Below are 12372 nucleotides of genomic sequence, written 5' to 3' on the forward strand. Positions count from 1 at the left end.
GCTCCTCTCCGCGGGCGGCGGCGTTGAAGGGGCGGGAGCCGTCCTCGAACATCCCAGGCTGACGATGACGACCAGACCGGCGCCGACCGGCGGGAAAGTATCTGCCGAGAGATCGCCGAGCGACGTGGGCCAGACCATCGACCCGGCCACGTCTTCGCCGACAACAGCCACTTCGCCTGCGGCGCAACCGCAAACGCCCCCGAACGTCAGTGTTTGCGTGGCTGGGCGGGGGTGCGGGTGGCAGCGTTGCGCCACCACCACAGGCCACGGCACGCAGGCTCCGTGAGTGCGAAGAAATGCCCGCACCGCGCGCACCAGGGCAGCCCGTTCTCTGGGTCGACGGGACTCCCTGTGCCGCAGCGCGGGCACTCCTCCATGCGGTCCTACCTCATGCGCCTAGTCGAACTCTCCGGCGCGGATGGCTGCGGTGAGGTTCGCCCATCCGTCCTCGGTCATCGTGACAATGGTGTCTGGCTGCTCGGAGTCGCGCAACGCCACGATGCCCGGCACGTTCCTTGCCACCTGGGGGCAGTTGTTGACGCGTGCGTCTCGGCAAGCCTGGGTGCCGATGAACTCGAATTCGGGCACTGTGCCCATGGCCAAGTCCCTTCCTTGTGGTGCGGGGATTCGGTCCCCGCGCCGTTGGTGCCGCACCCCTCAACCGCACAATGAGGATTGGCAGTTGAGGGGAGCAGCCCATGCCGAGACAGACGGGGAGTACACCGGCATGGGCGTTTTGTGGGGCGCTCACGGCGCCCGGTGCTGCCCGTTGCCCGGAACGGCAGCCATCGGGTTTGGTGCTGGTCCTGCGGCGGCTGGGCGCCTACTCGTCACGTGTCACGCGGGCATGGTCGGTCACGACGCGGCGGAAGACGTCATGACCCGTGCGGCCGGTATGGCGTAGACACCAGTCCTGCGAGGCTTCCTGGTTGTCGTGCGGGCCGGAATCCTCTCCGCAGTAGGGAGCCGTGCAGAACGCCTCGAACGTGACTCCTCCGTCCGGCAGATGCAGGATGGTGTGGTTCACGAATCGGATGACGGACCGGGTCACAATCTCTCCCTGCTGAGGCGGTTGACGTAGGCCAACTCGGCGTGGATCCTTTCGGCGGTCTCGGCGGTCTCGGCGGTCTCGGCGGTCTCGGCGCTCTCGGAGACGGGCTCCACGCGCTCGACAGACACGGACCATTCCCGTCCGCCCCCCTGGGGGCGGAGCCACACGTTCGCGAGCGTGCAGGCCATCACGACGCCTACGCGGTCGCTCTCCAGGTCGCGGGCGAGCGTGCCGACTTCCGGCGCCTTGGTGTCCTCTGGTCCGCTCATGGCCGTGCCCCCCGCCATTCCTCGCCCAGGCTGGCGAGCACGTACGGCCGAACCAGTGTCAGGGGCCGCTCCCAGGAGGCAGGCGGGAACCACTGTGCGCGAGGCTCCGGAAGCAAGGCCACGAGCGGGGCGCGCTTCCCGCGGAGCGTGCGCGCTGCGACCAGCCGGGCGCCCCAGACGTCGGGAAAGAGCGGGGCAAGAGCCTGGGCGTCAGCCTGGGGCGTCTGAGCCCGATGCCTGCCGGGTGTGCGCGGCCCGATGAGGATTGCTGTCACCCAATCGAGTGCGTGGCGGATATGGTCTGTCACGTCGTCGCTCCTTCGAAGCGTCGGCCACGCCCCGGGACGGCTTACCTCCGTCGCCGGGGTCCTTGCGCCGAACCACGCTGCCGCTCGGATTGATCTGTGCCTAGCGGCCCGGTGTAGGCCGCGTGTAGGCCAGACTTGAGACATGCGCGGAGAGACAGCGGCCCACATGATCCGGCGTCTACGGCAAGCCAAAGGCTGGAGTCAGGCGCGGCTGGCCGTAGACGCATGCCGCGCGGCTGGTTTACCGACCGGTTCCCTCACCAGGCAGGACATCTATCGGTATGAGAAGGGGAAGCGCACTCCACGCGAGTGGCTGCCCTTCATCGCTGTCGCTCTCGATGTGCCTGCGACTGAGCTGGAGCACGCAGCCACTACAGGTGCCCAGGAAAATGTCCCGATTACGGTGGCGGACTTCTTGCCGGATGCTGACCCACTGGCGCCGTTGAAGGTAAGACAAGGGCGCCGAATTGGTTCCGCTGACGTGACAGATCTCGCCGGACGTGTGCACGGCTTGCGTCTCGCCGATGACTTTCTAGCGGGTGGCGACCTGATCGGGCCAGCGCTTAGAGAGATGCGGTCCGCAGTCAAGCTGTATCGCGAAGGAAGTCATACAGAAGAAATCGGCCGCGCCCTCCTCGTGCAGATTGGTGAGCTCGCGCAGATCGCGGGATGGATCGCCTCAGACGCTGGGCGTCATGAGGAAGCAAAACGTATCTACCAACTCGGCATGAGCGCCGCACGGCAAGCGGATGATGGAACTCTCGTCGGAAATCTCGCCGGTTCACTCGCGTATCAGTACAGCAACACGGGCAAGGAGCGAGAAGGGCTGTCGCTAGCCCAGGCCGCGTTGGCGGCGGCAGGCAACGACGCGCCTCCAAAAGCACGTGCTCTCTATCTCGATCGAATCGCCTGGGCGCACACTCAGGCCCTTGAAGCGCAACCGGCGATGCGCGCCCTGGGTGAAGCGTCGGAAGCACTCGCAGAGGACAGTGAGGCTAGAGAGTCTCCCCAATATCTGTACTGGGTCGAGCCTGGGGAACTGCAAGTCATGGAGTCACGCGTCTATACGGAGCTGAAGAAGCCTTTACGCGCCGTGCCAGTCCTCCGGGAAGTGCTCAACAGATACGATGCAACGCACACTCGGGAACTTGCACTGTACCTCTCGTGGCTTGCCGTAGCGCTCGCTGACGCCAACGAGCCGGAGGAAGCGGCAGCAACAGCAGAGCGTGTTATCTCCCTTTCCGCAGAGGTTGCGAGCGAACGCACAGCGGAACGCGTACGAGTCATCCTTCACAAACTTGACGAGTACAAGGACGTACCGGAAGTGCGGGCAGTCCTGGATGAGGCAGCATGAGACGGCGGTGATGGTGAGCCTGTGAAAGCGCGCACAGGTCATCTACCGGGCCGGTGCCCACGTCCGGCACGGCGAGGTGGCGAGCGAGAAGCGAACATCGGGGAAACGACAATGCCGCCCGGCGTCGGTGCCGCACCAAAGGTGGGGCACCCGCGCCGAGCGGCATCGTGCACCGTAGGGGACCGCGCCTTCGCCCTACGCCGGGTCGTCCACGGGCCCGCGCTGCGCGGGCAGCGACGGCTCACGGCGGCTGTCCGACCAGGCCGCCCAGAGGGCGGCGTAACGGCCCTCCGCCGCGACGAGTTCCTCGTGCGTGCCGGTCTCCACGACCCGGCCGCCGTCGAGGACGACGACGCGGTCGGCGGTGGCGGCCTGGGGCAGACGGTGCGCCACCATCAGGCCCGTACGGCCTTCCAGCGCGCGGACCGCGGCCGACTCAAGGACGCGGGCCCCGGCACTGCCGGCGTCGGCGGTGGCCTCGTCCAGGATGGCGATCGGCGGGTCCGCCAGGACCAGCCGCGCCAGGGCCAGATGCTGGGCCTGGGTCACGGTGAGGCGGTGGCCGCCCTCGCCCACCACGGTGGCGAGCCCTTCGGGGAGTGCCTCGACCCAGTCGAGGGCGTCCACCCGCGCCAGCGCGGCCCGCAGTTCCTCGTCCGTGGCCTGCGGCCGGGCCAGCCTCAGGTCCTCGGCCAGGGGGCCCGCGAAGACGTGCACCTCCTGGCTGACCAGTGTGACGGCGCGCCGGACCCCGGCCGGGCCGAGGTCCCGGGTGGAGATCCCACCGATGACGATCGAACCGCCTGCTGCCTCGTGGACGCCCGCGAGCAGCTTCGCGAGGGTGGTCTTCCCGGCACCGCTCGCGCCCACCAGAGCCACCCGTTCGCCGCCGCGGACCTCCAGGTCCACATCGCTGAGGACCGGGTGGCCGTCGACGTATGCGTGGCGGAGCGCGGAGACCTTGACCGACCCGTCCACCGGCGCCGGCACGTTTCCTGACGTGGACTCGGGCTCTGCCGGCAGGTTCGACACGCCCACCAGGCGGGCCAGACTCGCCCCCGCCGACTGGGCGTCGTCGATGAGGAAGAGCGCGGCGTTGATGGGATTGAAGAGGCCGTGGAAGTACAGGGCCGCCGCGGTCGCCGTGCCGATGCTCACCGACCCGTCCTCCACCAGCAGGAAGCCCGTCACCAGGACCGCCGCGAGCCCGATGAACTCACCCGCGTTGAGCCGGGAGAAGAAGCCGGAGACCAGCCGTATCCCTCGCAGGGCGAGGTCGACGGCCTCCCCGGACCGCTGCTCCAGCGACCGCGCGTGAACCCCGGTCAGCCGGAACGCGCGTACGGTGCGGACGCCGCCGACGCTGTCGAGGAGCTGGTGCTGGAGGGCGCCGCCCGCCACCCGGTGCCGGGCATACACGGAGGCGGCACGCGGGATGTACCAGCGGACCGTCAGAATGTGCACCGGTACGGCCAGCAGTACGGCGACCAGGAAGCGCCAGTCCAGCACCGCGAGACCGCCCAGCGTCAGCACGATGGTGAGGAGGGCGGCGGCGAACTCGGGCAGGGCCACCCGTACCGCCTTCGCGATGATGGTGACATCGCCGGTGACGCGGGAGGTCAGGTCGCCCGATCCGGCCTGCTCGACACGGTCGAGAGGCAGACGCAGAGCCCGTCCGACGAACCGCTCGCGCAGGTCCGCGAGGATGATCTCACCGAGGCGGGCCACCAGGGAGTGGCCGATCGCGCTCGCCACTCCCCGGGCCACGGCGACCGCCACGAGCAGCACCATCGGCAGGGTCAGCGCGGCCGTGCCGCGCTGTGCGACGACCAGGTCGACGAGGCGGCCGAGCAGGGGGGCGGTCAGCAGGCCGATGCCTGTCCCGGTGACCAGTACACCGAGCGCCAGCGCGGCAAGGAGCCGGTGCCGCCGCAGCAGCGCGCCGACGGCGGCGAAGGTCTGGGCACCGGTCGCGGTGGGCAGCAGCTCGCGGGCGGCATCGAGTGCGCCGGCCTTGCCCGCAGGGGTTCCGCTCATCTCGCGTCCTTCGTCGTGCGCGTCAGGGCCCTCGCCCACCGGGCGGCGGTTCTTCGTGTCCGTCATGCCAGCACCGCCGAGCGGTACGCCTCGTGAGCGGCGACGAGTTCGCCGTGGTGGCCCTCGGCGGCCACCGCGCCGCCGTCGAGCATCACCACGCGGTCGGTCGCGGCGAGCAGAGCCGGGCTGGTGGTGACCAGGATCGTCGTACGGCCGTCCCGGAGTGCGCGCAGGCGCGACGCGATGCGGGACTCGGTGACCGTGTCGACGGCCGTGGTCGGGTCATGGACGACGAGCACCGGGGGATCGGCGGCGAGCGCCCGGGCCAGCGCCACGCGCTGGCGCTGGCCGCCGGAGAGGGAGCGGCCGCGCTCGGTGAGGACGGTGGCCGTGCCGTCGGGCAGGGTGCGTGCGACGTCGTCGGCGGCCGCCGCGGAGAGTGCCGGGGCGAGGGCATCCTCGTCAGCGTCCGTACCGGCCCGCACGTTGTCGAGCAGGCTGGTCTCGAACAGGGCGGCGTCGTGGTGGGCGACCAGGATCGCGCGGCGGACGCTGACGGGGTCCAGTTCGGTCAGGGGGACGCCGTCGAGTTCGACGGCGCCCTCGTCGGGATCGAGTTCCCGGCCGAGGCAGAGCAGCAGGTCGTGCGCGACCGCCGGGTCCTTCGCGACGACGCCGATGACGGAGCCGGCCGCGATGTCGACGTCGACTCCGCGCAGGGCGCCGTGGCCGAGCCCGCGCAGCCGGACCCGCCCGGCGACCGGACCGGTCGGCACTGCCGCGCCGGCCGCCACGGCGGGGGGCGAGGAGAGCACTTCGGCGATCCGGTCGGCGGAGGCGCGGCCCAGCGCGAACTCGCCGTTGACATAGGTGAGTAGCTGGAAGGGGCCGAGCAGGTACTGGGCGAGTCCGACGGCGGCCACCAGTTCGCCCACGCTGATCGTGCCGTTCATCGCCAGGTGGGCTCCCACGAGCCCGATGACCGCGATGAAGACGCCCGTGAGGGCGAGGCTCGCGCCGTCGTGCCAGGCCCGGCTGCGGGCGGCCCGCAGTGCCGCGGCCAGGGAGTCCTGGCTGGTGCGCCGGTAGCGGGAGAGGGCGGCCGCCTCCGCCCCGATGCCCTTGAGGACCCGCAGGCCCGCGACGAGGTCGGCTGCGACGCCGGAGGCGTGTGCGGCGCGTTCCTGTTCGATCTCACTGCGCTGTTCGAGGGGCTGGCTGATCCGGTGGCCCAGCCAGAGCAGGGGCGGGACACCGAGCAGGACGAGCAGGCCGAGCGGTACCGAGACACGGAGCAGCATGACCGCGCTGACGGTCAGGCCGGTGAGCGCGGACACCGCGTACGGCACGGCTGCCGCGACTGCTCCGACCCGGGTGGCGTCACCGGTGGCCACGGCCGTCAGCGCACCGGGAAGCCGGCCGGCGTCGGCCCCGCCACGGGGGTCGAGCACCCGGGTGCCGATGGCAAGGCGCAGCCCGTGTGCCGCGTGTTCGCCGGCGCCGTCGGTGATGCGGGCGGCGGTGCGGTAGCACGTGGACAGCACGAGGAAGAGGACGGCGAGCACGAGCAGCCAGCGCAGGAGCGGGCCGACGTCGCCGGTGACCACGGCCCTGTCGATGATCACGCCGATGACGACGGGGACGAGGGCCTCGCAGGCCTGGTGCCCCATGCCGAGGAGCGAGGCTCCGGCAATGCGCCGGCGCTGGGCCCTGATTGTGCTCCGGAGGACACGGGCCCCCGTGTGCCCTCCCTCGGTCGGTCCCCCCAGGGGCATCCGGCACCTCCGTCAACATGAGCAAAAAGTTAGGTGAGGCTATCTTAATCAGGCACTGCCCGGCGGGGCTGCCGGTGTGCACGCGCGCACCCGCTTCGACCGGCGGTCCCTCGCATTGACCGTGCGCTGGTCATTCGGTTAGCCTCACCTAAGTCGGGTCCGGCTGCCATTCCTTCGCGTTTCCTGACATGCACTCACACGCGTTACCGCCAGGGGGAGTTGTCGTTGTCGGTCGAAGCCCGGGCGGAATCCGGGAGCGGGGCCGATGCCCCGGTCGCGCCGGGGAGCCGCCGGTCCGTGATCGTGCTCCGTGGCACGGGCATCCTCCTCACCCTGGCCGCACTCGTCCTCCTCGGACTGCTCAGCGTGTGGGTGGGCACCCGGGGCATCCCCTTCAGTGCGACCTGGACCCTTCTGTGGCGGCCCGACGGGTCCGAAGCCTCGGTCATCATCCATGACTACCGGATCCCCCGGACCCTCCTCGGGCTCCTCGTCGGCATGGCCCTCGGGTTGTCCGGCGCGCTGATGCAGTCGCTGACCCGCAACCCGCTCGCCGACCCAGGCCTGCTCGGGGTGAGCCTCGGCGCTTCCAGCGGAGTGGTCGTGGCCATAGCCTTCCTCGGCGTGGGCAGTGTCCTCGGCTACGTCTGGTTCGCCTTCCTCGGTGCGGCGCTGGCGTCCGTACTCGTCTACGTACTCGGCTCCTTCGGGCGCTCCCTGGCGACACCGGAGCGGCTGGTGGTCGCCGGAGCGGCCGTGACGGCCGTGCTCTTCGCCCTCAACTACGCCGTACTGCTGCTGAACCCGCGTGCCTTCAACCAGTTCCGGTTCTGGACGGCCGGGGCGCTGGCAGGCCGGAACATGGACGTCGTGCTTGTCGTCCTGCCGTTCGTCGTCGTCGGCGTGCTCCTCGCGCTGGGCCTCGCCCCCGCCCTCAACGCCCTGGGCCTGGGGGACCAGATGGGCCGTGCGCTGGGTGTGAACGTCGGACGGTCCCGGGCGCTCGGCCTGTTCGCCGTGATCCTGCTGTGCGGCGCGGCGACGGCCGCGGCAGGTCCGATCGGTTTCGTGGGCCTGGTCGTACCGCACGTCGCCCGCTTCGTCGTGGGCGCCGACCAGCGGTGGGTGCTGGTGTACTCGATGCTGTTCGCGCCCGTCCTGCTGCTGGGGGCCGATGTCCTCGGCCGGGTCGCCGGCGCCCCCGGCGAGATCGAGGTCGGCATCGTCACCGCCGTCCTCGGCTCCCCGCTGTTCATCGCGCTGTGCCGTCGCCGAAAGCTGGTCATGCTGTGAGTGCCGTACAGGAGACGGGCGCCCCCGCCCCGGACCCGCGCCCGGACCTCGCGGCACCGGCCGCCCGCCAGGCTCCGCCGCGGTCCCGGATCGTCACCGGAAGGGTCGCGCGCACCCGTGGCGGCGGACTGTCCCTGCGGTTCCAGGGCCGCGCCGCGGCCGTCACCGCCGCCCTGCTCGTCGCGCTTGTCGTGGTCATGGGCGTCGTCCTGACCACCGGTGACTTCGAACTCTCCATCGGAGAGGTGGTCAGCGCCATCACCGGAAAGGACTCCGGAGCCGCCGACTTCATCGTCAACACCCTGCGCATGCCACGGCTGCTGACCGCCGTATGCGTCGGCGCGGCCCTCGCGGTGAGCGGTGCGATCCTGCAGAGCCTGACCGGCAACTCGCTCGGCACGCCCGACATCATCGGCTTCACCAACGGCTCTGCATCCGGCGCCCTGCTGGTCATCGTCGTGTGGCACGGCAGCATGACGCAGATCGCGCTCGGTGCGCTGGCCGGCGGTCTGGCCACCGCCGCGGCCGTCTCCCTGCTGCTGCTCGGCCGCGGTCTGCAGGGCTTCCGGCTGGTCGTCGTCGGCATCGGTGTCAGCGCCCTGCTGCTGGCCCTCAACTCGTACCTGATCACCCGGGCCAGTTGGCAGGAGGCGCTGGAGGCGCAGGCCTGGCTGGTGGGAAGCCTGGGCAACCGCGGCTGGGCCCACGCGAACGCCATCGGCCTGGCCGTCCTCGTCCTGCTCCCGCCCGCCCTCTTCCTCTCCCGCCGCCTGTCGATGGTGGAGATGGGCGACGGCATCGCGACGGCCCTGGGCGTCAACGTGGCCCGCACCCGTGCGGCCCTGCTCGTCATCAGCGTCGCCCTGGCCGCGTTCGCCACCGCGGTGACCGGCCCGATCCTGTTCATCGCGCTCGCCGCGCCCCAACTGGCCCGCGGGCTCACCCGCTCGTCCGCCCCCGGGCTCGTGTCCTCCGCCGTGATGGGCGCCCTGCTGCTCGCCGTGAGCGACCTGGCCGTGCAGCGCCTCTTCGCGCCCGCGCTCCTCCCGGTGGGAACGGCGACCGGGACCATCGGCGGGCTGTACCTCATCTGGCTACTGATCACCGAGTCGCGAAAGAGCCGTGCATGACCGGACCGAACGCCCCGACGCCCCGCCTGCGCGCCGAGGACCTCACACTGTCCTACGACCGGCGCACGGTGGCCAGTTCCCTCGGCGTCGACATCCCCGACCACTCGTTCACCGTGATCCTCGGGCCGAACGCCTGCGGCAAGTCCACCCTGCTGAAGGCCCTCGCGCGGATGCTCAGGCCGAAGGCCGGCCAGGTCTACCTCGATGGGCAGGCCATCTCCTCGTACCGGTCCCGTGAAGTGGCCCGCCGGCTCGGACTGCTGCCGCAGTCGTCCAACGCTCCCGGCGGCATCACCGTCGGCGACCTCGTGGCCCGCGGCCGCTATCCGCACCAGCGACTGCTCAAGCAGTGGTCTGTCGAGGACGAGCAGGCGGTGGCGGAGTCGATGCGCCAGACCGGTGTCCTCGAACTCGCGGACCGGCCCGTGGACGACCTCTCCGGAGGCCAGCGCCAGCGGGTCTGGCTCGCCATGGTCTTGGCCCAGCAGACATCCATCCTGCTGCTGGACGAGCCCACCACCTTCCTCGACATCGCGCACCAGGTCGAGGTGCTGGACTTGTGCGCCGACCTGCACGCGCGCAAGGGGCACACAGTCGTCGCGGTCCTGCACGACCTCAACCAGGCATGCCGCTACGCCACCCACCTGATCGTCATGCGGCCCGGCGGCACCATCGCGGCTCAGGGCAAGCCGGCCAGCGTCATGACCGCCGGGCTGGTGGAGGACGTCTTCGGGCTGCCCTGCCGGATCATCGACGACCCCGAGACCGGCACTCCCTTGATGGTGCCCGCCGCACCCAAGCAGTACGAGCCCGCAACCGCCGCGGCAGGCGACCCCGACGCAGCGCTGGCCGAGACTTCCTAGCAACGGTAGGGACTGCCCATGTTGTGCACGAAGCTGACGAACGCGAAGTTTCTCACCATGGACCCGAACCACCCGGTCGCCCGCGAACTGGGCATCTGGCGGGGCCGGATCGTGGGCCTGGACGAGGCCGTGGCGTCCCTCCCTGCCCGCGAGGTCATCGACCTGCAGGGCGCCACCGTGCTGCCGGGGTTCATCGACAGCCACGTCCACCTGGCCTGGACCGGACTGAAGCAGAGCGCCCCGAGCGTCGCACCGTGCGAGCGGGTCGAGGATGTGCTGGCGGTCGTGGCGGAGGCGGTCTCCCGCAAGAGCGGGAACGGCGCCTGGGTCGACGTGATGGGCTACGACCAGCGGGGGCTGGGACGCCATCTGACCGCCGCCGAACTGGACACGGTCAGCCACGGACGCAAGGTCTTCCTGATGCACGACTCAGGCCACGGATGTGTCGTCAACAGCGCCGTCCTGGACCTGCTTCCCGCCGACGTCTTCCACCAGGACGGCTTCCTGGTCGAGAGCGCCATGGCCGCCGCGCGGCAGCTCAGGCTGCCCTTCGGGCAGGCCGAACTCGCCGACGCCGTGGAGCGGGCGGCCCGTACCTGCCTGGCCGAAGGGGTGACCGCGGTCGCCGAGGCGGGTATCGGAGGCGCCCTGTTCGGCCACAGCCCGGTGGAACTCGGCGCCTACCAACTGCTGTGGGACCAGGGACGGCTGCCCCTGCGGGTCCAGCTCATGGCGGCGGGCGAGACGCTGCGCCCGCGCAGCGCGCACCGGGAGGACGGCATCCCCCGAGCCCTGGACCTGGGCATGCGCACCGGTTTCGGCGACGACTGGCTGTCGCTGGGCGCGCTCAAGATCTACACCGACGGCGGCATGATGGCCCGCACCGCCGCGCTCACCGCCCCGTACGCGGGTATGGACCACAGCGGCCAGCTCCAGGACGACCCCGACCGCCTCACCCAGCTCATCGTGGACGGACACCTGGCGGGCTGGCAGCTTGCTGTCCACGCCATCGGTGACCGCGCCGCCGACCTCGCCCTCGACGCGCTGGAGCGGGCTCAGCGCCTGCGGCCCCGGCAGGACGCGCGGCACCGGATCGAGCACGCCGGGCTGATCCGCCCCGATCAGCTCCCGCGCTTCGCGCGGCTGGGCGTCAGCGCGGTCGTGCAGCCGACGTTCCTGTACTCCTTCGGGGACGACTACTCCGATGTGATGGGCGAGGAACGGGCGCCCTGGATGTACCGGGGCCGCGGCTTCCTGGACCACGGGGTGACACTCGTGGGCAGCTCGGACCGGCCCGTCACGGTCGGGGCCCCGCTGCGGGCCGTCCAGTTCATGGTCGAACGCGCCTCCGCCTCCGGTCGGCCGATCGGGCCGGACGAGGCGATCACCGTCGAAGAGGCGCTGCGCGCCTACACGGCCGCCGGCGCGTATGCCTGCCGGTGGGAGGACACGGCCGGCAGCCTCACCCCGGGAAAGCGCGCCGACCTGGTCGTTCTGGGAGACGACCCGCGGCACGTCGGTCCCTCCCGGATCGGCGGCATCGAGGTAGTCGCGACATTCGTCGACGGACACGAGGCGACGGGTGAGGGAAAGCTGTGAGCGGTCAGATGAACGTCCTGGCACGGTTCTCCATGCTGTGGGAGGCTCCGACGACACCGCCGCGCTGGGTGATCTGGCACGCGGGCCCGGGCGAGGACATCGTCTTCGACAGGCAGTTCAACATTCCGGTCTACGTGGACGACACGGTCCTCGGGGAGGTCCTGCACCGGATGCGCGCGGCGGGGGCACCCGAGAGCGACTCCTACCCCGGTCGCCCTTGCGGGTAGCGACCGCACCGGACGTGCGGGCACGGATCCATCGGCGGCGCCGTGGCCTGCGTCGCCCCAACCGGGACCGTGGACGGTCCGTGTGAGCCTGTACGCGGTTCGGTCCTCCCGCTCGTCGTAGAGCCGTTGGGCGAGTGCGGCCTGGTCCGCGATGAGCTTCGGCCGGCGCCTGCCGACCCGGACGGGGGCCCGCGTGAAGGCGAGTGAGGACTTCGTGTGCCGAGCCCACGGCTAGTGCCGCGTCAGGCAACGTTCGCCCCGTCACGACGTCCGGCACGGCGACTCGCGGCGTTGCCGCATCAACCGAGTAGGCCCACTACGAGGTCGATCCGGCGCTGCCTGCGGCGGGGGGACCCCCACCGCCTTGCGATTGCGTCCCCTCGGCCCTTGCGGGCCTGGGGAGGCCCCACCCCCTCGGCCCTTGCGGGCCTGGGGAGGCCCCCCCCCCGCGGCCCGTGCGGGGCTG

At 71.0% G+C, this 12372-nt stretch carries 11 protein-coding genes; 6 read left to right on the top strand and 5 right to left on the bottom strand.

The features are described from left to right. Nucleotides 1–396 precede the first annotated feature (396 nt). The 3 genes from ACFWI9_RS29275 to ACFWI9_RS29285 form a co-directional block, all read right to left on the bottom strand. A complete protein-coding gene (locus tag ACFWI9_RS29275; RefSeq protein WP_387166724.1) occupies nucleotides 397–597 on the bottom strand; it encodes a DUF397 domain-containing protein in 201 nt (66 codons plus the stop codon). Between the two features lie 226 nt (nucleotides 598–823). After that, nucleotides 824–1027, bottom strand: coding sequence for a hypothetical protein (locus ACFWI9_RS29280; RefSeq protein WP_387166727.1), 204 nt, complete (start codon nucleotides 1025–1027; stop codon nucleotides 824–826). Between the two features lie 20 nt (nucleotides 1028–1047). Then, entirely contained in the window at nucleotides 1048–1320 is a 273-nt protein-coding gene (locus ACFWI9_RS29285; protein WP_387166730.1) for a hypothetical protein, read from the bottom strand. Nucleotides 1321–1770: 450 nt separating this feature from the next. Here ACFWI9_RS29285 and ACFWI9_RS29290 point away from each other — a divergent pair, with 450 nt between their 5' ends. Then, a complete protein-coding gene (locus tag ACFWI9_RS29290; protein WP_387166733.1) occupies nucleotides 1771–2982 on the top strand; it encodes a helix-turn-helix transcriptional regulator in 1212 nt (403 codons plus the stop codon). Between the two features lie 195 nt (nucleotides 2983–3177). Here the strand turns inward: ACFWI9_RS29290 and ACFWI9_RS29295 are convergent, their stop codons facing one another. Then, the gene (locus ACFWI9_RS29295) at nucleotides 3178–5019 is read right to left on the bottom strand and encodes an ABC transporter ATP-binding protein (RefSeq protein WP_387166751.1); all 1842 of its coding nucleotides are present in this window, start codon (nucleotides 5017–5019) and stop codon (nucleotides 3178–3180) included. A 62-nt stretch (nucleotides 5020–5081) separates the two neighbouring features. Next, nucleotides 5082–6794 carry an ABC transporter transmembrane domain-containing protein gene (locus ACFWI9_RS29300; protein ID WP_387166736.1) on the bottom strand — a complete coding sequence of 571 codons (1713 nt, stop codon included), beginning with the start codon at nucleotides 6792–6794 and terminating at the stop codon, nucleotides 5082–5084. Between the two features lie 297 nt (nucleotides 6795–7091). On the opposite strand from ACFWI9_RS29300, the gene ACFWI9_RS29305 reads away from it, so the two are divergent. Genes ACFWI9_RS29305 through ACFWI9_RS29325 form a run of 5 tightly spaced genes read left to right on the top strand, consistent with a single transcriptional unit; the run spans nucleotide 7092 to nucleotide 11906 of the window. Beyond that, on the top strand, nucleotides 7092–8087 hold the full coding sequence (locus tag ACFWI9_RS29305) for a FecCD family ABC transporter permease (protein ID WP_387166739.1): 996 nt from the start codon (nucleotides 7092–7094) through the stop codon (nucleotides 8085–8087). Continuing rightward, complete coding sequence (locus ACFWI9_RS29310; protein WP_387166741.1) at nucleotides 8084–9217, top strand: FecCD family ABC transporter permease; 1134 nt, start codon at nucleotides 8084–8086, stop codon at nucleotides 9215–9217. Before ACFWI9_RS29305 ends, ACFWI9_RS29310 begins: the two co-directional genes overlap by 4 nt. Beyond that, nucleotides 9214–10080, top strand: a complete 867-nt coding sequence (locus ACFWI9_RS29315; protein WP_387166744.1) for an ABC transporter ATP-binding protein — start codon at nucleotides 9214–9216, stop codon at nucleotides 10078–10080. The genes ACFWI9_RS29310 and ACFWI9_RS29315 overlap by 4 nt, the downstream gene beginning before the upstream one ends. 18 nt (nucleotides 10081–10098) lie before the next feature. Continuing rightward, nucleotides 10099–11679 (top strand): amidohydrolase, encoded by a 1581-nt coding sequence (locus tag ACFWI9_RS29320; protein WP_387166746.1) that lies wholly within the window; start codon nucleotides 10099–10101, stop codon nucleotides 11677–11679. Further along, nucleotides 11676–11906 (top strand): hypothetical protein, encoded by a 231-nt coding sequence (locus ACFWI9_RS29325; protein ID WP_387166748.1) that lies wholly within the window; start codon nucleotides 11676–11678, stop codon nucleotides 11904–11906. The genes ACFWI9_RS29320 and ACFWI9_RS29325 overlap by 4 nt, the downstream gene beginning before the upstream one ends. Nucleotides 11907–12372 lie beyond the last annotated feature (466 nt).

Origin of the sequence: Streptomyces sp. NPDC127084, from assembly GCF_042724175.1 — a bacterium.
In the GTDB taxonomy this organism is placed as follows: Bacteria; Actinomycetota; Actinomycetes; order Streptomycetales; family Streptomycetaceae; genus Streptomyces.